19 protein-coding genes (1 of these 19 running past the window's edge) are annotated in these 22331 nt (G+C 50.9%); 6 read left to right on the forward strand and 13 right to left on the reverse strand.

Annotation, left to right across the window (positions count from 1 at the left end; translation table 11 throughout):
- From Kalk_RS05650 to Kalk_RS05675, 6 genes are all read right to left on the reverse strand, one after another.
- On the reverse strand, positions 1-35 hold the 5' portion of the coding sequence (locus Kalk_RS05650; RefSeq protein ID WP_101893274.1) for a protein-methionine-sulfoxide reductase heme-binding subunit MsrQ. The gene continues 544 nt to the left of window position 1, outside the view; only the first 35 of its 579 coding nucleotides appear in the window; it begins with the start codon at positions 33-35; its stop codon lies beyond the left edge, outside the window.
- 7 nt (positions 36-42) lie between these two features.
- Complete coding sequence (gene msrP, locus Kalk_RS05655) at positions 43-1041, reverse strand: protein-methionine-sulfoxide reductase catalytic subunit MsrP (RefSeq protein ID WP_101893275.1); 999 nt, start codon at positions 1039-1041, stop codon at positions 43-45.
- A gap of 62 nt (positions 1042-1103) precedes the next feature.
- Entirely contained in the window at positions 1104-1988 is an 885-nt protein-coding gene (pssA, locus tag Kalk_RS05660) for a CDP-diacylglycerol--serine O-phosphatidyltransferase (protein ID WP_101893276.1), read from the reverse strand.
- Between the two features lie 139 nt (positions 1989-2127).
- Complete coding sequence (ilvC, locus tag Kalk_RS05665; protein WP_324774888.1) at positions 2128-3180, reverse strand: ketol-acid reductoisomerase; 1053 nt, start codon at positions 3178-3180, stop codon at positions 2128-2130.
- A 33-nt stretch (positions 3181-3213) separates the two neighbouring features.
- Positions 3214-3705, reverse strand: coding sequence for an acetolactate synthase small subunit (gene ilvN, locus Kalk_RS05670; RefSeq protein WP_101893278.1), 492 nt, complete (start codon positions 3703-3705; stop codon positions 3214-3216).
- Between the two features lie 2 nt (positions 3706-3707).
- Complete coding sequence (locus Kalk_RS05675) at positions 3708-5429, reverse strand: acetolactate synthase 3 large subunit (RefSeq protein WP_101893279.1); 1722 nt, start codon at positions 5427-5429, stop codon at positions 3708-3710.
- A 532-nt stretch (positions 5430-5961) separates the two neighbouring features.
- On the opposite strand from Kalk_RS05675, the gene Kalk_RS05680 reads away from it, so the two are divergent.
- Positions 5962-6423: a DUF4124 domain-containing protein gene (locus Kalk_RS05680; protein WP_158643324.1), complete on the forward strand. Its 462-nt coding sequence runs from the start codon at positions 5962-5964 to the stop codon at positions 6421-6423.
- Between the two features lie 36 nt (positions 6424-6459).
- Here Kalk_RS05680 and Kalk_RS05685 read toward each other — a convergent pair whose 3' ends face one another.
- The 4 genes from Kalk_RS05685 to rluD all read right to left on the reverse strand — a co-directional run bounded on the left by Kalk_RS05685 (position 6460) and on the right by rluD (position 13766).
- The gene (locus tag Kalk_RS05685) at positions 6460-9045 is read right to left on the reverse strand and encodes a hybrid sensor histidine kinase/response regulator (RefSeq protein ID WP_158643325.1); all 2586 of its coding nucleotides are present in this window, start codon (positions 9043-9045) and stop codon (positions 6460-6462) included.
- A 280-nt stretch (positions 9046-9325) separates the two neighbouring features.
- A complete protein-coding gene (clpB, locus tag Kalk_RS05690) occupies positions 9326-11899 on the reverse strand; it encodes an ATP-dependent chaperone ClpB (RefSeq protein ID WP_101893282.1) in 2574 nt (857 codons plus the stop codon).
- Between the two features lie 149 nt (positions 11900-12048).
- Positions 12049-12807, reverse strand: a complete 759-nt coding sequence (gene pgeF, locus Kalk_RS05695; protein WP_101893283.1) for a peptidoglycan editing factor PgeF — start codon at positions 12805-12807, stop codon at positions 12049-12051.
- Positions 12807-13766 (reverse strand): 23S rRNA pseudouridine(1911/1915/1917) synthase RluD, encoded by a 960-nt coding sequence (gene rluD / locus Kalk_RS05700; RefSeq protein WP_101893284.1) that lies wholly within the window; start codon positions 13764-13766, stop codon positions 12807-12809. The genes pgeF and rluD overlap by 1 nt, the downstream gene beginning before the upstream one ends.
- A 134-nt stretch (positions 13767-13900) precedes the next feature.
- Here rluD and Kalk_RS05705 point away from each other — a divergent pair, with 134 nt between their 5' ends.
- Positions 13901-14743 carry an outer membrane protein assembly factor BamD gene (locus tag Kalk_RS05705; protein ID WP_101893285.1) on the forward strand — a complete coding sequence of 281 codons (843 nt, stop codon included), beginning with the start codon at positions 13901-13903 and terminating at the stop codon, positions 14741-14743.
- A gap of 18 nt (positions 14744-14761) precedes the next feature.
- Here Kalk_RS05705 and Kalk_RS05710 read toward each other — a convergent pair whose 3' ends face one another.
- Complete coding sequence (locus Kalk_RS05710) at positions 14762-16405, reverse strand: NAD+ synthase (protein WP_101893286.1); 1644 nt, start codon at positions 16403-16405, stop codon at positions 14762-14764.
- A gap of 110 nt (positions 16406-16515) precedes the next feature.
- On the opposite strand from Kalk_RS05710, the gene Kalk_RS05715 reads away from it, so the two are divergent.
- From Kalk_RS05715 to Kalk_RS05725, 3 genes are read left to right on the forward strand one after another with little or no spacing between them, the layout of a single operon-like run.
- A complete protein-coding gene (locus Kalk_RS05715) occupies positions 16516-16749 on the forward strand; it encodes a PP0621 family protein (RefSeq protein WP_101893287.1) in 234 nt (77 codons plus the stop codon).
- Positions 16742-18370: a two-component system sensor histidine kinase NtrB gene (locus Kalk_RS05720; protein WP_101893288.1), complete on the forward strand. Its 1629-nt coding sequence runs from the start codon at positions 16742-16744 to the stop codon at positions 18368-18370. Before Kalk_RS05715 ends, Kalk_RS05720 begins: the two co-directional genes overlap by 8 nt.
- A gap of 2 nt (positions 18371-18372) precedes the next feature.
- The gene (locus Kalk_RS05725) at positions 18373-19752 is read left to right on the forward strand and encodes a sigma-54-dependent transcriptional regulator (RefSeq protein WP_101893289.1); all 1380 of its coding nucleotides are present in this window, start codon (positions 18373-18375) and stop codon (positions 19750-19752) included.
- A gap of 8 nt (positions 19753-19760) precedes the next feature.
- On the opposite strand, the gene thiO is transcribed toward Kalk_RS05725, so the two are convergent.
- Entirely contained in the window at positions 19761-20870 is a 1110-nt protein-coding gene (gene thiO / locus Kalk_RS05730; protein WP_101893290.1) for a glycine oxidase ThiO, read from the reverse strand.
- Between the two features lie 110 nt (positions 20871-20980).
- Between thiO and Kalk_RS05735 the strand changes: the two genes are divergently transcribed.
- Complete coding sequence (locus Kalk_RS05735) at positions 20981-21493, forward strand: pilus assembly FimT family protein (protein ID WP_267892440.1); 513 nt, start codon at positions 20981-20983, stop codon at positions 21491-21493.
- Positions 21494-21574: 81 nt separating this feature from the next.
- On the opposite strand, the gene Kalk_RS21330 is transcribed toward Kalk_RS05735, so the two are convergent.
- Positions 21575-22225, reverse strand: a complete 651-nt coding sequence (locus tag Kalk_RS21330; RefSeq protein WP_199768017.1) for a PEP-CTERM sorting domain-containing protein — start codon at positions 22223-22225, stop codon at positions 21575-21577.
- Positions 22226-22331 lie beyond the last annotated feature (106 nt).

Raw genomic sequence — 22331 nt, forward strand, 5'->3', positions numbered from 1 at the left:
AGGAACGCTCTTAACAATGACGAAGATTTAAGCATTAGACGCTCAAAAATGGGTGCGCAGGTTCATTTTGTCGTATAGGGCAGCCACCTGCTCCTCATAGCCGTTGAACTTTTGGGTTGGTACCCAGTTGGGATCCCACAGGCTATTGGGGAGACGGCGCTCACGCTTTTGGCTCCAGCGTGGATGGTCAACTTCTGGATTCACGTTGGCGTAAAACCCGTATTCGCTTGAAGCCAGTTGCTGCCAGGTTGTTTTGGGGGCGGTGGAGGTAAATTCGATTTTGACGATGGATTTGATGCTTTTAAAACCATATTTCCAAGGCACCATTAGACGCAATGGCGCACCGTTCTGCGGCAGCAGGGTTTTACCGTATACGCCTACGACCATCAATGTCAGCGGATGCATGGCTTCATCCATCCTGAGCCCTTCCACATAAGGCCATGATATGGTTGAGCGACCGAAACGCTGAGCAGGGAATCGGTCCGGATCAACCAACGTCTCAAATCGCACATATTTTGCGCTTGATGTGGGCTCAAACCGCCTGAGAAGATCCGCTAGCGGGAAGCCAACCCAAGGCACCACCATTGACCATGCTTCGACGCAGCGAAATCGGTATATGCGATCCTCAAGCGCGTGCGGCTTGAGAATGTCCTCCAGCGTGAAGTTGCCTGGCTTTGCCACCTCCCCCGCCACCTGCACACGCCAAGGGTCAACCTTGAATGATTTACTAAGGCGAGCAGGATCGTCTTTACCGGTTCCGAACTCGTAGAAATTATTGTATTGGATGATGTCTTCGTAAGGTGTGGGCTTATCTCTGGATGAACCAGCCCATGCGACACTGTCGGCCAGCTTCTGCTTGAGCATTGCCTGCCATGTTTCAGGCGAGGCAGGAGCCCCCACCACAGGCAGACTGACCGCAGCAGCCAAACCAGCACCGAAGTAGCCTGCAGCCTTAAGCCAGGCGCGACGGGACCAGTAATCGCTCTCTGAGGTAAGCTCATAGGATTTGGGGGTTGTTTTGTCGCTAGCCTTAATCAGCATCGGGGTATCCTCGTCTGTCTGTAATTATATAGACGCAGATACCCCGCTAATGTTTCTGCTTGCTAGCTAGATTTTCGACGCAACGCCAGCAACGGGCCACTGAGCGCGTAAAGCAGAAAGATTGCCAGTAGCATTTGCGAGGGGTAGGAGGCAACAACGGCCAACACCAACACCACCACAAGGATGGCAACAAATGGCACTCGCCCTTTGAAGTCCAGCTCTTTAAAGCTGCTGTACTTGACGTTGCTCACCATCATAACGGCTGCAAACCCTGTGACGAGAGCGGCAATCACGGCAATAACCTGGCCATCGAGCTGATACTCCGTCCCGCACCAGACCATGCCTGCAACCACCGCGGCGGCGGCAGGGCTGGGCAGCCCAGTAAAGTATCGTTTATCTGCTGTATCGATCTGAACATTGAAACGGGCCAGCCTGAGTGCAGCACAGGCTGCGTAAACGAAGGCCACCATCCACCCGACTTTACCCATACTGGACAACGACCAAGAATAAGACACCAGCGCAGGTGCCACCCCGAAGGAAATGCAATCGGCAAGACTGTCGTACTGTGCACCAAACTCACTCTGCGTGTTGGTCATCCGTGCAACGCGCCCATCAAGCCCATCCAGTATCATGGCAACGAATACTGCAATGGCCGACTGCTCGAACATGCCGTTCATTGCGGCGATGATGGCGTAGAAACCTGAAAAGAGCGCGCCCGTTGTGAACAGGTTGGGTAGTAAATAGACGCCTCGGCGGCGGATTTTTTTGCCTCCCTCCAGCTCCTCACCCTCTACGACCTCAAACGTCACTCCATCGTGATCGTCAAAGTCATGATGCTCTTCATAATCCTGCTGGTCTGTGGCCGATTCAGCCTCGATGCTCTCATCGACAGGCTGCCGAGTCGGATTTGTGTCCTTTTTTTTGGGATGCTGCCGTTTGTCTACCATATTCCGCACCTTACCGACGAATCTGTTACTCGCTAAATGTGGTGTTTAAATGCCTATTTTGCAACTGCATTGATCTATTTTAATGGCCGCAAACAAAAAACGCGGCAAACGCCGCGCTTTTTGTCACCGAATAGGCCGCTTAGTTCTTGGACTTGTCGATGATTTTGTTAGCCTGAATCCAAGGCATCATTTCGCGCAACTTAGCACCTACCTGCTCAATAGGGTGCGCTGCATTATTACGACGATACGCTGTCATGGAAGGATAGTTGTGCGCACCTTCTGCGATGAACATTTTGGCATACTCACCATCCTGAATACGCTTAAGCGCATTACGCATGGCAGCACGGGACTCATCATTGATGACCTCTGGACCCGTTACGTACTCACCGTATTCTGCATTGTTGGAGATTGAGTAGTTCATGTTGGCGATACCGCCTTCGTACATCAAATCTACAATCAGCTTCAACTCGTGCAGACACTCAAAATACGCCATCTCAGGGGCATAACCCGCTTCAACCAGGGTTTCAAAACCGGCTTTAACCAGCTCGACTGCACCACCACACAGAACCGCCTGCTCACCAAACAGATCTGTTTCGGTCTCATCTTTAAACGTAGTTTCGATAATGCCGGTACGACCACCACCTACGCCGGAAGCATAAGAAAGAGCTACATTTTTGGCATTGCCGGAAGCATCCTGATAGATGGCAACCAGGTCAGGGATACCACCGCCTTTAACGAACTCGGAGCGCACTGTATGACCAGGTGCTTTAGGAGCAACCATGATGACGTCAAGATCTGCACGAGGTACAACTTGATTGTAGTGGATAGCAAAACCGTGAGCGAATGCCAGGGTTGCGCCCTGCTTCAGGTTAGGCTCGATTTCGTTTTTGTAGAGTTGAGCCTGAAATTCGTCTGGAGTCAGGATCATGATCAGGTCAGCCCACTGCACTGCCTCTGGCACAGACTTGACACTCAGACCAGCGGCTTCGGCTTTAGCAGCGGTTGCAGAACCCTCTCGCAGAGCTACCACGACTTCAACGCCGGAGTCTTTCAGGTTGTTGGCGTGCGCATGGCCTTGTGAGCCGTAACCGATGATCGCAACTTTCTTGCTTTGGATAATGGAAAGGTCGCAATCTTTGTCGTAATAAACTTGCATGGTTCTTCCTCTATGTGTAAATGCTTTCTTCGCAATAATAATTAAGTGTGTTACTTGTTTGCGCCAGACTTAAAGCGCCAGTACCTTGTCACCACGGGCAATACCGGAAACACCGGAGCGAACCACTTCCAGGATGGAAGCCTCGCCCACCGATTCCAGAAATGCATCCAGCTTATCGCTGGCACCTGCCAACTGCACGGTATAGACCGAGCTGGTCACATCCACGATTTGGCCGCGAAAGATATCAGCAGTACGTTTGATCTCAGCACGCTGAGCACCGGTGGCTTTCAACTTAACCAGCATTAACTCACGCTCTATATGAGCGCCTTCGCTGAGATCTACCAGCTTAACCACTTCGATCAGCTTGTTGAGCTGTTTGGTTATCTGCTCGATGGTACGATCCGAGCCCGATGTGGTCAGTGTCAACCGGGACAGGGTTGGATCATTGGTGGGCGCCACTGTCAGAGTTTCGATGTTGTACCCGCGCTGGGAAAACAAGCCTACAACTCGCGACAATGCACCCGGTTCGTTTTCCAACAGGATAGAAATAATTCGTCGCATGATCAGGTACGCTCCGTCTTATTCAGCCACATGTCACGCATGGAGCCTTCTTTTATCTGCATAGGATATACGTGCTCGTTGGGATCAACGGAGATATCCATGAACACCAGACGATCTGTCAGTGAAAAGGCCTCTTTCATTGCGCCCTCAAGGTCTTCCGGCTTGGTAACTCGTATTCCCACATGCCCATAAGATTCCGCCAGCTTAACAAAATCAGGCAGCGATTCTTCGTAGGTCGAGCTGGAGTGACGCCCCTGATATTGCATGTCCTGCCACTGACGAACCATGCCCAGGGCCTGGTTGTTCAAATTGATGATTTTGACGGGGAAGTTATATTGCAAGCAGGTGGACAGCTCCTGAATATTCATCTGAATACTGCCTTCACCGGTTACACAAGCCACCGTGGCATCAGGCTTTGCCGCCAGACAGCCCATGGCCGCAGGCAATCCAAATCCCATTGTGCCCAAACCACCAGAGTTGATCCACTGACGCGGATACTTGAACTTGTAGTACTGGGCGGCGAACATCTGATGCTGACCAACATCCGAGGTAACAATGGCTTCGCCGTTAGTAGCCCGATACAGCTCTTCGATAACCTGCTGTGGCTTAAGCAATCCAGTCTTGGTTTCGTAACGCATGCCGTGGTATGCGCGCCAGGCTTCAATTTGCTTCCACCAGGCTTCAAGCGCCTGCGGATCTGGCTTCTCATCGGTTTTCTCGAGTTGCTCCAGCATCTCTTTCAACACCTGATCAACCGGGCCCACGATCGGGATGTCGACAGGTATGTTTTTGGCGATGGACGCAGGATCCACGTCTACGTGTATGATCTTGGCGTTGGGGCAGAATTTGCCGGTGTGGTTGGTTACTCGATCGTCGAAACGAGCGCCAATAGCCATTACCACATCGGCATGATGCATAGCCATGTTGGCTTCGTAGGTTCCGTGCATGCCCAGCATGCCGACAAATTGCGGATCATCCCCTGGAAAACCACCCAACCCCATCAGGGTGTTGGTGCAAGGGAAGCCCATTTTGCGAACCAATTCGGTAAGCTCAGCGGCTGAATTGCCCTGAATAACACCACCACCGGTATAAAAGATAGGACGCTTGGCAGCCATCAGCAGGTCGACGGCTTTTTTGATCTGTCCAGAATGACCTTTGGATACCACATTGTAGGAACGCAGCTTCACCTTGGAGGGGTAGCTGTACTCATAGGTAACCGCCGGGTTGGTCAAATCCTTGGGAATATCCACCAACACTGGGCCAGGGCGACCGGTGCTGGCGATGTAAAAGGCTTTCTTGATGATGGACGGAATGTCTTCGGTCTTTTTCACCATGAAGCTGTGCTTCACGATAGGCCGAGTCACGCCCACAATATCGGTCTCCTGGAAGGCATCGTCGCCGATCCAGTCAGACTGCACTTGCCCCGTGATGATGACCATGGGGATGGAATCCATGTAAGCGGTAGCAATACCGGTTACTGTATTGGTTGCGCCAGGGCCTGAAGTAGCCAGGCACACCCCCGTTTTGCCGCTGCTGCGGGAAAACGCATCAGCCATGTGAGCAGCAGCCTGCTCATGACGAACCAGCACGTGGGAAATGCTGGGCTCCTGGTATAGCGCATCATATATATGCAGCACGGCACCACCAGGGTAGCCGAATATGATTTCTACACCCTCATCCTTTAAGGAGCGGATGAGCATCTCTGCACCAGATAAAAGTTCCACGATCTCACACCTTCTATTGAGCAATCGGCACCGGCCTTTCTAGCCAGCCAGCGTGCGCTCAAGCCTGTTACGAACCAATTAAAGTCATGAATGTCAGTTCCACCCCACCGCAGTCGACTTCGGTATGGGGTGGCCTGTGGGTCAGAGCTAGCTTGGCAACCAGAGCCCAGGGGTTTTGGCCGGGTTGCCTCATACGCTGTTAAGCCTATGATTTATCTAGCGAGATCGACGGGGTATGGCAGGAAAACCGGGTATCCGCAGCCTGCCTAAAAGTGGCGATACTCTCGCTCTAGCGCAGCCCGGCCGGGTATCTCCCTCCAGTCTGCACCCACCTCAGTGAGCCGCATATCTTGACATGGATGTGAATTTTGTCAATAGAAGGGCTTTGTGTGGAAAACCATGCACTTAGCGTGGGCTAATCTATACTTCCAAAATTGCAGTAATGAATTCACAAATCAGCACTGAATTCCTACGAAGGTGCCCATTAAGCGGCTATAGTTAGGGTAGTATTTCTACAAACATGGGCAACATCATGATTAAACGACCTTTATTCATTTTTTCAGTGCTGTGCTTTGCGCTGATAACTTCACCACTTACCCATGCAGGAAAATTCTACAAATGGGTGGATGGAGCCGGTGTAACCCATTACGGTGAAAACCCGCCTGATACCGAAACCGCTGTTGTAATCAACGTCAAAGCCGGCGCATCGAGCGATCAAGCCAAAGAGCTGGATAAATTGGATGCGCAGCGGAAAGCCGCTCAGCAAGACCAAGCCCCAAAGGAAGACCCCAATGCTGAGGTCGAACGCCGCAACAAAGAGATAATGGCTAACAACTGCAAAATTCAGCGGCAGAACTTATCTCAGCTACAAGCTAACAGCCGAGTTAAGCAAACTGACGAAAATGGCACTATCCGATATCTGAGTGCCGAAGAAATTAGCGCCAGAACCAAGGAAATACAAAAGTATATTGACGATAACTGCAAAGGCTTATAGCAGCAGGCAGCCTCTTGCGGACAGGGCGCGCCGGTTTCAAACTGCCCGGCGAGCGCCCAAGCCATCCTGATAAAAAAATGCCTTAAGGGCACTTCTGTTGATGGGTTTGGATAAATGCCCATTCATTCCGGCATCAAATGCCTTCTGCTTGAACTCATCAAAGGCATGGGCCGTAAGCGCAATAATCTTCACTTTCTCTAACCCTAAATCATGTTCCAGTGCACGGATCTGGCGGGTAGCATCGTAACCATCCAATTCAGGCATCTCGCAATCCATAAAGATGTAGTCGTAGGCACCATTGGACTGCTGGTAAAGCTCTACGGCTTCACGACCATCCCCGGCTATATCCACCTCACCCACCAAAGGCTTCAACAATTCTCGAATGACCATCTGATTAACCGGGTTATCTTCTGCCACCAAGACCTTCACCGGCAACAGCGGTGTATTATCAGCCACATCCACATCCCGTGACGCTGCTGAAACATCGCGCCAACCTAGCCATGCGTTAATAGCAAAAGGGGCTTTGTAACTGCGTTTGGGGTTGATCGCAACAGCGCTGCTGCACTGCTCCAACATCACCCCATGTTCATCAATTTGAATTCTGATATCTGGCTTTGTGGTGACCGCGACAATAGTGACCCCTTCGCGCTCCAGACTTTCGCAAACGAAGTGGTTGAGCTGAGCAGCACCACCTACGACAGCAACCGATGGCATGGGGTCAGGCAGTTGGGGCTGCTTTGCGTCTGCGCCCAAGGGAAAACCTAACTCAACCCAAAAGACACTACCCTCTCCCTGAATACTTTCAACGCCGATGTTGCCGCCCATCGCTTCAGTCAGCTTCTTACTGATGGCCAGACCGAGCCCTGTCCCTCCAAATTTACGATTGGTTGAAGTATCCCCCTGGGTAAACGAATCGAATAGCTTCTGTTCCTGCTCATGGCTTAGGCCAATACCCGAGTCAATTATTTCCAATCTTACCGTCTGACGCTGACCATCAACAGCCACACTACGAGCACTGATGAAGATGTGACCTCGATCGGTGAACTTAATGGCATTACCCAACAAGTTATAAATAATCTGCTTGATTCGGGTTGGATCACCCAACAGCGGCGCATAAATCTGAGGGCTGACAAACGACGACATCATCAACCCTTTCTGACTGGCTGATGCATCATAGATAATCACAGCATCATCGATAATCTGTTGCAGGGATAGCGGGATCTGCTCCAAATCCAGTTTTCCTGACTCAACTTTACTCAGATCAAGGATGTCGTTGAGAATATTTAACAGCAGCTTGCCAGAACTCTCTATGGTGCCAATCATTCTGGTTTGCTCTGCATCCAAACGTGTGTCCTTAAGCAGGTCAAGCACCCCCAAAACACCGTTCATGGGTGTTCGGATTTCATGACTCATCACGGCCAGAAAATCGCTTTTGGCTTTGCTTTCATACTTGGCTGCCAGTAGTTCTTTGTCGGCCTGAATTTCTTTCTCGCGAGCCTGGAGCTGCTCCTTTTGCAGGGTTAGGCTGTCCTCTCTCAACCGGTTAATACGTGCCGCCAACGCCAGGGAAAGCAATATGGTTTCCAATGCAGAACCAATCTGCATCAAGTTCTCGGTCAGCCAGTTATAGGGAATCAGGCCAAATTTATTCAACCCCATGACCAAACAACCAAGCACGAAAGCATCCCACGCCACTGAAAATATCCGCGCATCTGTCTCATATCGAGCCCAGTAACGGATGCCAATATAAGCAACACTGGCAGCGCTCACTACGGTCATGAAGGTGGATATCGGAACCACATACTGAAACGGAAAGATCAGGCTGGCAATTGCCAAAAAGGGAGCGCTGACTATCTGGAGCAACATAACCTTGTACAAAGGCGGGGACACTTCACGAATGCGCAGCATTTTATTGGAGAACAGGCTTGAAAACCCGTTCGCCAAAGGAATGAAAAACGCCATGCTGACGGCGTTCCAATCGGTGAACTCAGGCCATAAAACCTGATAAGCAACACCATGCAGAATCGCCTGAAAGATCAATACGCCCGCCATGGTACCTACATAAAACAAGTAGGTAATATCACGAACGCCCCACACCAGAAACAGGTTGTAGAAGATCATGGCAATCATCAAACCATAGTATACGGTTTGCCACGACAGCCTCTGCTGATCGACACGCCAAAAAGTAGACTCGCGCCACAGCGCCATCGGCACCTGAATAGCGTTGCCACCTTTAACGCCAAGATAAAGTGTTGTACTGGAATCAGCAGGCATAGTAACAGGAAAGATCAGATGCCGGTGATTGATGGGGCGATGGTCAAAATCCACCTGATTACCCAGCACCAGCGTCTGCAGTTGGCGCTGCCCCTGCATGTGACGCAGCTCAACCCGGTCTAACAATGGATAGCTCACTTCCAGCAAGCGATGGACTTCATGCGGCGTGGGGTTTTCAATAACAAACCGCAACCACAGCTGCGAATTGCTAAAACCGAAGTTTGGAACGCTATCTGGGTGTTGTTGCCACACCAAATCTGTATCAAGAGGATCAAAAGCGCTGTCCCGATCCACTAACACATACTCTAATTCATTGTATTGAAAGGCCCCATCCTCAAGCGCTGACAACTGAATCCCCGCAGATGCCCTCGAACTGTTGAACAGGGCGAGATCCAAGATGAGCCCCACACACACCAAACCGAATACCCAAAACACACTACATCGGTGTTGAGATAGCTGCACCACGTGCCCTCTTAAACATTGCGATCTATAAGGAAAGGATAGCTTGATTATCTGTATCCTGTACCTCCATTACCGTTTAATCCGGAAACGCTAACGCTCAAAGAAAAAAGGCCTGCGTAACGCAGGCCTTCGTATCTACGAAATGTATAATATTGATAATTAAAGGCTATTTGTCGAAACGGATACCATCTCCATCCAGCTCTGCACGAATGGTTTCGCCGGGCAGGAACTCCCCGGACAATATTGACTGCGCCAGCGGGTTCTCTATTTCACGCTGAATCGCCCGCTTCAGTGGTCGTGCGCCGTACACCGGATCGAAACCGGCCTCAACCAGTTTGGCCATCACCCCCTCAGACAGGGTCAGTGCCAGGTCACGATCAGCCAGTCGTTTGCGCAGGTTGGCCAACTGAATTTCGGCAATGCCTCGAATCTGCTCGTTTAGCAAGGGATGGAACACCACTACCTCGTCGATGCGGTTAATTAATTCAGGACGGAAATGAGTGGCCACGATGTCCATCACTGCAGACTTCATTTGCTCGTAGTTTTCATCTCCAGCCATGGTCTGAATCACATCTGAGCCCATATTAGAGGTCATCACAATCACCGTATTACGGAAATCCACGGTTCTACCCTGTCCATCCGTAAGCCGTCCGTCTTCCAACACCTGCAATAGAATGTTAAACACATCGGGGTGCGCTTTTTCTACCTCATCCAGCAAAATAACCGAATAAGGCTTACGGCGTACGCTTTCGGTCAGGTAGCCGCCCTCCTCGTAACCCACATAGCCGGGAGGCGCACCGATCAAGCGAGCCACCGAGTGCTTCTCCATAAACTCCGACATATCGATGCGAACCAGCGACTCCTCGGTATCAAAGAGGAATGTCGCCAAGGCCTTGCACAACTCCGTTTTACCTACACCAGTAGGGCCAAGGAACAGGAACGAACCATTAGGACGATTCGGGTCAGACAATCCAGCCCGAGAACGACGGATCGCGTCGGATACCGCTTTTATGGCCTCATGCTGACCCACAACACGGTGATGTAAGGCATCCTCCATTTTCAGGAGTTTTTCACGCTCACCTTCGAGCATTTTGGAAACCGGAATACCGGTCCATTTGGAAACCACCTCGGCAATCTCTTCCTCGGTGACCTTGTTGCGCAACAACTTCATTTCCATCATTTCAGCCTGAGCTGCCATATCTAGTTGTTTTTCAAGCTCTGGAATGCGCCCATACTGCAGCTCGGACATTTTGGTCAGATCACCGCTGCGCCGGGCCTGCTCCAAGTCGATTCGTGCTTGCTCCAAGTCCGCCTTGATCTGCTGGCTACCATGGAGGGAGGCTTTTTCTGCCGTCCACACTTCATCCAGATCGGCGTATTCAAGTTCAATTTTGTCGATATCTTCATTGAGCTTGTCGAGGCGTTTGCGAGAGGCTTCATCCTCCTCTTTTTTCAACGCTTCACGCTCCATCTTCAACTGAATTAGACGGCGCTCCAGACGATCCAGCTCTTCCGGCTTAGAGTCCATTTCCATACGAATGCGGCTGGCAGCTTCATCGATGAGATCGATGGCTTTATCGGGCAGTTGCCGATCCGTGATGTAACGCTGTGACAGCTTGGCCGCTTCTACGATGGCAGAATCGGTAATGTTAACCCCGTGATGAACTTCGTAACGCTCTTTCAAACCGCGCAGAATCGCAATGGTATCCTCAACGGTGGGCTGATCCACTTGCACCCTTTGGAAACGGCGTTCCAATGCAGCGTCTTTTTCGATGTACTTTCTGTATTCATCCAGTGTGGTCGCACCCACGCAATGTAACTCACCACGGGCCAGCGCAGGTTTCAACATATTGCCTGCATCCATCGCGCCTTCGCTTTTGCCAGCGCCCACCATGGTGTGCAGTTCATCAATAAAGAGAATCACACTACCCTCTTCCTTGGCCAGCTCATTGAGAACGGATTTGAGGCGCTCCTCAAATTCACCTCGATATTTGGCACCCGCCAGCAGTGACCCCATATCCAAGGAAAGCACACGTTTGTTTTTGAGACCTTCAGGCACCTCACCATTCACCACACGCTGCGCCAAGCCTTCCACTATGGCAGTTTTACCCACACCGGGCTCACCAATAAGCACTGGATTGTTTTTAGTGCGACGCTGCAATACCTGAATGGTGCGGCGGATTTCATCATCCCGCCCGATAACAGGATCCAGCTTGCCATCGGCGGCACGCTTGGTCAGATCCATGGTGTATTTCTCCAGCGCTTGCCGGGACTCTTCTGCATTGGGATCGTTCACTTGTTCACCCCCACGTACTTTCTCGATGGCTGTTTCCAGATCGCGCTTGGTAACACCCAGTTTTTTGAAAATGGCTCCGGTAACCCCTTTATCCTCCACCATGGCTAACACCACGATTTCACTGGAGATATATTTGTCACCCCGTTGCTGCGCGTATTTGTCCGCCACATTAAGGATGCGCCCCATGTCATTAGACATGTGAACATCACCATCATGATCCTGAACTTGCGGCAAACGAATCAACTGTGCCGTAATTTCATCCTTCAACTGACCGACGTTTACGCCAACCTGGGCCAGCAAAGGCTTAATGCTGCCGGAGCTGTCATCCAACATGGCTGACAACACGTGCAGCGGCTCGATAAAATTGTGATCCCGGCCCACCGCAATGGACTGAGCATCAGACAGCGCCATTTGCAATTTGCTGGTCAAACGATCAATTCGCATGGAATACCCTCTTAACTGTGCTTTCGGCGCGATGGCACACTCGCAACGCCACACGCCCTAGTAACTGCTTTACAATTTGGGGGCGTTCCAGGCGCTTTTCAAGCTTGATGACTGTTTTAGGTGAACAGTTTTAGGGAAATTCAGGAGGACTATTGAGCTGGATCAATCCAGATCAAGGATAACATCCGCCCCGTCACAGGCTGACGCCGAAAGGAGAAGAAGCGAGTATCGCTATAAGTGCAGTACTCACCACCACCGACTCGATTTATACCCGAGCGAACGAGGCGGTTACGGGCTAACTCATAGAGATCGCATTGCCAACGCCCCCGCACATTGCTCTGGAAACAATATGCCTGGTCAGGGGAATCGCTTAAAAAGGCCTCACGCACCTCTGCACCCACTTCGAATGCTGACTGAGCAATGGCAGGGCCTAACCACACACTTATTTGATGAGGCTTGCAGGCGAACTTTGCAAGGGTAGCTTCCAATACGCCCGCCGCCAATCCTCGCCAACCGGCATGAGCCAGCGCCACCTCAGCACCATCATTGGCAGCGAAGAACACCGGCAAGCAATCAGCCGTGTGCAGGGTGCAAATTTGCCCCGCATCGCAACTGTAGACCGCATCACCCTCCCGCTCCAAACCATCTGGCCTGGCTTCAACAACGGCGGTACCATGGACCTGCTTCAACCACTGAGGTTGCCTCTGCCAATGAAAATACTCTGCCAATGCCTGGCGGCAATTTGCCACCGCCACAGGATCGTCCTCCACGTGATTAGCCGTATTAAAACCGTCATAAGGTGGCTGGCTTAGATCCCCGGCCCGGGTTGTACACCACGCCCGCACACCGGGTATGTGCCAACCCGGCTGGAGCCATTGCTGTACCTGTTCCTGGGTAAGCACATTCATCACCGATCGCTGGCGGCGTCCTCGCGCAAGACCTTGATCATGGCTTTGAAATCATCCGGCAAGGGCACTTCCCACTCGCAGTATTCACCGGTTTCAGGGTGTTGCACACCTAATTTTTTGGCGTGAAGCGCTTGGCGTTTAAACTGGCGCAAAGCTTCGATCAGCTCCGAAGTAGCCCCTTTGGGAATGCGCAAACGCCCACCGTAGGTGGGGTCGCCAAGCAATGGATACTGTGCATGGGCCATATGCACACGTATTTGGTGGGTACGCCCGGTTTCCAACTGCACTCTAATATGAGTATGGGCACGGAAACGCTCGATCAGTCGATAATGGGTAACCGCCGGTTTACCGGAATGGGTGACTGCCTGCCGGGTACGCTGGGTTGGGTGTCGGCCGATGGGCTGATCCACCATACCGCCCCCTGTCATTACACCAGATGCAATGGCTTCGTACTCACGGAAGGCGGTTTTTTCCTGCAACTGATTAACCAGCGAAGTATGGGCCTTTAGGGTCTTGGCCACCACTAAAAGACCGGTGGTTTCTTTGTCAATTCGGTGCACGATTCCTGCACGGGGCAATGTTGCCAGTTCCGGCGCGTGATGCAGCAATGCATTCAGCAAAGTACTGTCCCGGTTGCCCACCGCAGGGTGCACCACCAGCCCTGCGGGTTTATTAATCACCAGCAGATGCTCATCCTCATACACAATATCGAGATCAATCGGTTGGGGCTCCCAGCTCTGCTCGGCTTCCAAAACGGCATCGATCACTAGCATTTCGCCGCCGATCACCTTATCCCTTGGCTTACGGGTTTGGCCATCGACAGTAAGCTCACCATTCTTGATCCAGCTCTGCAGGCGAGAACGGGAATAATCGGGAAACAGCTCGGCGGCTACTTGATCCAGGCGCTGCCCACCGTAATGATCGTCAACCTGGGCGCTGAATTGGATTTGCTGGGACATGGAACTCTCTCGTTGATATCGGGTCGGATATTTTACCTCAGATCCAGAGCATTCGCCTGACTTTGCTGTGCAGGTGGCCGAATGTGGCTATAATGGCCGACTTCAAGAATTCTAATAGTGGATAAAACGATCCTATGTTGATTTGGCGAACCTTTTTGATTCGACGCCTGTGGTTAAGCCTTCCTTTGATTGCCCTGCTGGCGGCCTGCTCTAGCGCACCGAAAACACCCCAGCTATCCGAACGCCAGTTCTATGAGGAAGCACAAAAAGCCATTGATGGGAACAACATGAGCCTCGCCATCGAGCGCTTACAGGGCTTGGAATCACGCTACCCGTTTGGACGCTATGCCTCACAAGCAAAGCTGGATCTGATTTACTGCCACTATCGGGCAATGGACTATGAGGCTTCCGCCGCCACGGCAGAACGCTTTATTAACACCAACCCCGATCATCCACAGCTGGACTACGCCTATTATATGAAGGGCCTGGCCTCATACAGCGTCGATAGGGGCCTGCTGGAACGCTTCATTCCCAGCGACTTTACCGAACGGGACATGGGGCCAGCGCGGGAATCCTTCGAGGACTTCAATCGCCTTATCAACCGTTTCCCCAATAGCGTTTACGCCGCCGATGCCCAGCAGCGCATGGTGTACCTGCGCAACTTGCTGGCAGCCTATGAACTGCGAGCTGCAGAATTCTATATGCGCCGAGGCGCTTACGTTGCCGCTGCCAATCGTGGCCGTTACGTGGTGGAAAACTTTGACACCAGCCCATCGGTAGCCGATGCGTTAGTCATTATGGCGGAAGCCTACACTGAGCTGGATCAACTGGATCTGCGGGACAGCACGGTAACTGTGCTGGAACACAACTACCCCAGCCACCCCAGGCTGGCGAAAACAGGTGGTTTCGAGTACCAGAAAAGCAAACGTGGCCGTCGTTCACTCGCCAGCGTACTCACCTTCGGATTAGTAAACTGAGGTTACGGGCCTGCTGGATTACTCTCCGGCAGGCCACTTGCAGGTAATAGGGTAGCGTCGATCCCGCCCAAACGCCCGTGAGGTGATTTTAGTGCCCACCGCAGCCTGACGCCGCTTGTATTCATTCAAATCGACTAACCGCAACACCCGTTGCACCGTTTCGCGATCGTACCCCTTAGCCACAATCGCATCCGCGCTCAAGTCTCTTTCTACATAGAACTCTAAAATGGCGTCCAGCTCAGGATAGGGCGGCAAGCTGTCTTCATCTTTCTGATCCGGTGCCAACTCCGCAGAGGGAGGGCGATCAATGACTCGCTGGGGAATGGGCGGGTTATCTGGAGTCAACTTATTGCGGTACTCACACAGACGAAATACCAGCGTTTTCGGAACATCCTTCAAGACATCGAAACCACCTGCCATATCCCCATAAAGCGTTGCGTAACCGACAGCCATTTCACTCTTATTACCGGTGGTCAGGACGATATAGCGCTTCTTGTTAGACAGCGCCATCAACATCACGCCACGACATCGAGCCTGCAGATTTTCTTCTGTGGTGTCGCGGGCGGTACCCTCAAAATCAGGCGCTAACGTCTGCATAAAGGCTTCGTACATGGGCTCTATTGGACGAATATGGTAAGGGACACCGAGCGCAGTGGCCTCTTCTTCAGCATCATCAAGACTCATCTGAGAGGTATATCGGAACGGCATCATCACCGCCTCAACCCGCTCGGCCCCCAAGGCGTCTACCGCTATTGCCAAGGTCAGCGCTGAATCCACCCCACCAGACAACCCCAATACTGCACCTTTGAAGCCATTCTTGTTAACGTAGTCCTTAACGGCCAGCACCAGCGCGTTGTAGGCGCTCTGCTCCACTGTTTGATCCGGCTCCACCGACATAGCGAGCGGCTCAATCTCATTGTCGTATCGAAAAGCCACCGGATACAGGCCAGCTTCAAAAGCCGGAGCCCGGAACACCATCGCTCCATCAGCGTTCACCACAGATGAGCCGCCATCAAACACAAGCTCATCCTGCCCGCCCACCAAATTGGCATAAACAATGGGCATATCGCCTTCCCGTGCGCGCTTCTCCAGTAACCCCGCCCGCTCCTGCTCCTTGCCTAAATGGAACGGCGATGCATTGAGATTCAACATCAGTCGTGCACCAGCATTACGCGCTTGAGTCATGGGGCCGCTATGCCAGATGTCTTCACAAATGGTAATGCCCACCGGTATATCTTTGATCGAAACCACACAAGCCTGATCCCCAGGCTGAAAGTAACGCTTCTCATCGAACACAAGATAATTGGGTAATTCCTGTTTGTGATATTCTGCAATCAGCTTGCCCTGATGAATAACACCGGCCGAATTGTACAGTTTCTCATCAAGCCCTCGAGGATACCCAACCAAAGTATACAAATCACCCGGCAACTGATCACACAGTCGGGCAAGCGCTTTTTCCACCCGGGTGCGGATACTGGCACGGAACAGGAGGTCTTCTGGGGGGTAGCCTGTCAAGGTAAGCTCTGGAAAAACAATCACATCGGCATTGAATTCATCCTTGGCACGCCGAGCGGCATTTAATATTTGTGTCGCATTCCCGTCGATATCCCCTACCATGAAATCCAACTGCGCTATAATGATGTGTAAATCATTGTTTTTCATGAATTTTAAACCCTGCTAACCTATGGCTTGCCAAACACTGACAAAATAAGCGCGTATTTTGGGGCAAATCGCCCTCGCGCGCAAAGGCCAAAGCCACTGAGGACAAAACCATGATCGTTCGTTTAATCATTTTTATTGCACTGGTAAGCCTGCTGATCCTGGTTTATCGCAAGTTTACCGCCAATAAACAAGCCACTCCGCCTGAGGCCGACGCAGCTTCTATGCGCAAGTGCGCTCAGTGCGGTATACACCTGCCTGAATCTGAAGCCTGCACTGAAAACGGAAAGTTCTTTTGCAGTGACGCCCACCGCCAAGCCTATTTGAATAACAACAAGGATGACTGACAACACCGCCAACCACGAACTGGCCCTGGAGGAAGTTCGCCAAAATCAATGGCGATTGCTTCAGGTATACCTGTACTACCGGCTGGTACTGGGCTTCAGCCTTGTGGGTGCCTACATCGTGGAAACCAGCCAGAATAAAAACAGCAGCGGGCTGAACGAACGGCTGTACTTTGCTGCGGTGATCACCTACCTGGTACTATCCGTACTAAGCCTGCTGATCAATCGCTTGAAAGCAGGCCGCATCAGTATCCAGATCTTTATGGTCATTATTATCGATATTGTTGCCATAGCTTTACTTGAGTACGCAAACGGAGAAACCAACAGCAATCTCTCCATCCTGCTTGTAGTGACCGTAGCTGCCGGCAGTATTTTGGTAGAGGGCAAACTGGCAACATTTTTTGCGGCCGTTGCAACCCTCGCCATACTGTACAAGCAAATTCTTAATGGCGTACTGCACGGCAGCTTTAAGCAGGATGATTTTCTACAAAGTGCTTTTATAGGCATTGCCTGTTTTGCCACCTCACTACTTGCTCAGCAAATTGCCAAACGCCTGCGTGAAAGTGCGGATTTGGCAGGCAGGCAGGCCGAGGATCTCGCAAATCTGGAAGAACTGAATCATCTGATCATCCAACGCATGCGCACAGGCATTGTTGTTGTCAGTCATGATGAAAGAATCGTGCTTATCAACGAGGCCTGCTGGAAAATGTTTGGGATGCCAGTAATGCGTGGGTTGAACTATCTTGAAAATCTTTCACCACAGCTGGCAACACAACTGAAGACCTGGCGCTCAGATCCATACAAGCGCACCACCCCCTTCCGCACTCACCCTGCCGGGCCTGAGGTACAAGCCAATTTCACCCTAATGGAAACTGGCGACCAATCAAACACGCTTATTTTTGTGGATGACAACACCCGAATGGCGCAGCAGGCGCAACAATTAAAATTGGCCTCTCTGGGTGGGCTAACCGCCAGTATTGCCCACGAAATAAGAAACCCCCTGGGGGCCATCAGCCATGCCGCGCAGTTGTTACAGGAATCCAACGACCTCAACAAAGGCGACGCCCGCCTCAGCGAAATCATCCACCAACACACCATCCGTGCCAACAAGGTGATTGAAAACGTACTGCAGCTATCCCGCCGAAAGCAAGCTGAACCTGAACTTTTCAACATCTATCAATGGGTGGAAAATTTCATTCGTGAATTCGAATCCACGCAAGATCAAAACTGTAAAATCCAATTCATCTGCAAAAAGAAAGACCTCCAATTCCGCATCGACCCTTCTCAGATGCAACAAGTGCTTACCAATCTATTTCATAACGGCATTCGCTATAGCGAACAAAACACCGGCAAGCGCACCCTGACTGTCGTGGCAGATTTCAACATCCAATCAGAACAGCCAACACTGGATGTGATTGATCAAGGCCCCGGTATCGCCAAAGAGCAACAGGATAAAATCTTTGAGCCGTTCTACACTTCAGAAAAGAGCGGCACAGGTCTGGGGCTGTATATCGCCAGAGAGTTGTGCGAAGCTAATCAAGCCCGCCTTGACTACCACACCATTAAGAGTGGCAGCTGCTTTCGTATTACGTTTTCACATCCATCCAGAATAGTGACCATATAACAATGAGCCAATATAAAGCACTAATTGTTGATGATGAGCCTGATATAAGGGAACTGCTCGATCTGACGCTGTCTCGAATGGACATAGAAACCTTTACCGCAGCCAATATTGATTCTGCTCATGTTGCACTTGATCAGGAAAAATTTGATCTCTGCATTACCGATATGAACCTGCCAGATGGCAATGGCATTGATTTAGTGAAATACATTCAAGCCAACAACCCTAGCTTGCCGGTAGCTGTTCTTACCGCCTATGGCAGCATGGAAACGGCCATTACTGCGCTGAAAGCAGGCGCCTTTGACTTTGTATCCAAACCAGTAGATCTTCAACGATTGCGGGATCTGGTAAACACCGCTCTCAAATTAAAATTTGAAAAACAGGAGCCTGCCACCGGCGAGACAGACTCACCCATATTGGGCACATCGCCACAAGTAAGAAAACTACAAGCGCAAATCAAAAAATTGGCGCGCAGCCAGGCTCCAGTCTATATCAGCGGAGAATCAGGAAGCGGCAAAGAGCTGGTGGCCAAAGAGATACACCGCCTTGGCCCTCGCACAGATGGCCCATTTGTTCCAGTGAATTGCGGCGCCATCCCCAACGAATTGATGGAAAGCGAATTTTTCGGGCACCGAAAAGGCAGCTTCACCGGCGCCTACGAGGACAAAACAGGCCTATTTCAAGCCGCTCAAGGTGGCACTCTTTTTCTTGATGAAGTGGCAGACCTGCCCATGCAAATGCAGGTTAAACTACTGCGGGCAATTCAAGAAAAAGCCGTGCGCCCGGTGGGCTCACAGAAAGAACTTGCCACCGATGTACGCATACTGAGCGCCACCCACAAAGATCTAGCCAAACTGGTGGAGCAAGGGGATTTCAGACAGGATCTTTTCTATCGCATTAATGTCATCCAGATGAGCGTTCCTCCCTTAAGAGAAAGAGGAGAAGACATCATCTTACTGGCCAAGCGGATGCTGCAATCACTGGCCCAGGATTGGGAAATGGAACTGCCAAGCCTGAGCCCAAAAGCCGAAGCCGCGTTGCAAGAGTACCAATTTCCCGGCAACGTGCGAGAGCTGGAAAATATATTGGAACGCGCCGTTACCCTGTGTGACGATGAAGTCATCACACCCGAGCACCTGCAACTGCCCACCGATGGCACGCCGGTGGTGAAACCCATAGCAGGAACCAGCCCGGATCATGCCATCCCTGATTTTGTAGAAGGTGACTCTCTAGAAGAATACCTCACCGACATTGAAAAGCAGGCGATCCTCAAAGCACTGGAAGAAACACGCTGGAACCGCACTGCAGCAGCGAAAAAGCTCGGTATGAGTTTTCGCTCGCTGCGCTATCGTCTGAAAAAGCTGGGACTTGATACCGACGACTAGAATCCATTCTAGAACATATCTGAAGACGGCCTGGGTGTCAGCGGGTCATAAGGCCCTGGATCAACTATCGGCTCCTCATTCAGCAATAAATTTCGCATCAAGCGCACAGAGGCCGGCGCCAAGACCAAACCGTTGCGAAAATGCCCCGCGTTAACATAAAGGTTTGACCACCCTGGCACCTTGCCAATAAAAGGAATGCCGTGGGGAGAGCCTGGCCTTAGCCCCGACCAATGTGCTTCAACCGGCACCGAGCGTAATTCGGGCACCAACTTAAACGCCTGCTCAAGTAACAGCTCTCTCGCCTCTTTGGTTGTGGCCTTGTCAAACCCCGTATACTCAAGAGTACTTCCTACTAAAATGCGACCATCCAAGCGAGGAATCAAATAACGCCCCTGATGTAAAATCATACTGTTAATCAGGCCAGGCCTGGGCTCGAAAATCAGCATCTGCCCTCGAACTGGTTGGATGGGTGTGTCTACCCCTAGAGCCCCCAGCAATTTGCCCGTCCATGCTCCGGCGCAAATAACGGCCTTGCTTGCGGTGAGTTTTTTCCCCACGGCAATGATGTCAACTTGCCCGGACTTTGACTCCCGAATGGACTCAACCTCAGTATGGGAGTATACCTTGCAGTGATCACTCATCTTGAGGTAAGCATACAAACTCCGCAGCAGCCGGGGATTGCGAATATTACCAATATGTGGCCACCAGACCGCATAATCCAAACCACACCCCAATGCTGACTCCTTCGCCAATGCCTGTTGAGCAGAGAGCAGCTGAACGGCCTTCTGATTAACACTTGCCCAATCCAGAATACGATCCTTTCCTGGCGGATCGAGCATCATTAGGCCACAAGGGTTAAATTCGGGATCTATGCCAGACTCTACCGCGAGCTCAGCTGCCAGATTTGGATACGCCTGCTGAGCCCAATTAGCCAATGCCGTAACTGGTTTAGAGTAATTCCAAGGATATAGCGGTGAGACAATACCACCACCTGCCCACGAAGCCTCTCGCCCAAGCTCACCGCTATCGACAATCGCTACTGAAATGGACTGCTTTACTAACTCTCTGGCCAGTAACAGACCAATTACACCGCCCCCTACTATCAGAATATCTGTCATAACCGCCTTACATCATCTATGTATTCAGTGTGTCGCCCCGAAATGGTAATCTAAGCCCACATTGATAACAGCAAATTATTTAATAACGAAATAAATGGGGAAGCGTGATGATGCGCATTAACAAGGGATTCACTATGGTGGAGCTATTAATCACCATGTTCATTGCGGCCATTCTACTAGCCTTTGCGACACCGTCTTTTGTGGATCTGATCGAACGTACGAGGGTGAAAACAACCGCCGAGAATGTGGTGGAGCTAATGAGAATGTCTCGCTTGGTCGCCGTGGAAAATCGAACTATTGTTTCCGTTTGTGGGAGCTCAGACAGCGAAAACTGCGACAACGATTGGGGTACATCCATTATCGCTATTAAGCGTGGCCAGGATGCAGATGATGCGGATCAACTTCTTGCAAGCATCAGCATAAGTGAAAAGCTATCCATTACCAAAACGAACCAGAATAACCCCAATGTAGATTTTCGGGTTAACGGCTGGACACCATGGGATCAGACAACAATCAGCATATGCCCAGTCGATGGCAAGGAGGGCAATGCATACCAGGTGGTCGTGTCACAGTCAGGAAAAATCAAGATGCGCGCTAACCTAGATGGGGAATCTTGGTGCTAATAATTATGTTAAAAGCAATAAAAAGCCTCCATTAGGAGGCTTTTTATTGCTTTTAACATACTGGATCAAGATCCGCCGCTATTACGCCTTATTACGTTTGCGTGAGAAACCTAACGCAGCCAACCCCAAGCCGAAAAGAGACAGCGTGAAAGGTTCTGACACTGGTGTAGACGGAATCGGTGGAGTAATAAACTCTTCCACATCAATTGTGAACGTAACGAAATCGAGTGACCAGCCATCCAGGTCACTACCCATAACAAAATCCAGCGTTATTAACTCGCCCAGCAACGCATCTAATATGCTGCGATCTGTAATTGAAACCTGATCTTGCACAGCGTTCTGGATAACACCTAAATCAGGATCCATATACTGGCTACTTAAATCAGCGATTGTAGTCCCATTCAGCTGAAGAGCAGAACCTGCAGAGGCACCATATACGCCATATCCAACCACAATACTGTTGATCGTGGAATACCCGGAAAGGTCTATCGGTGACCACGAAAAACCACCCTGATTTATGCCATCAATATAGGCATCATCGCCAGCGGCGGCCGTAGGGAAAGACATACCTGTATAGCTCTGGGAATAGTCAATATCCCCATTAAAGCTATCATTATCCCCGTAAGTCGCGCTGATAACGACCGCGTTTGCATTAACGGCCAAACCTGCAGCAGCCAGCAAAACCGAGCACGCCACACCCTTTCTAAAAGTAGACATATAAGCCAACCCCATTTATTTCCTATTGAATGGATTTACCAAAATCATGTTAAACGCAAAAATGAATCTAAAATACTCATCAGGTCAACTTTACGCAAAAAACACACCAAAAAACGCAACG

The organism is Ketobacter alkanivorans (assembly GCF_002863865.1).
Classification (GTDB): Bacteria; Pseudomonadota; Gammaproteobacteria; order Pseudomonadales; family Ketobacteraceae; genus Ketobacter; species Ketobacter alkanivorans.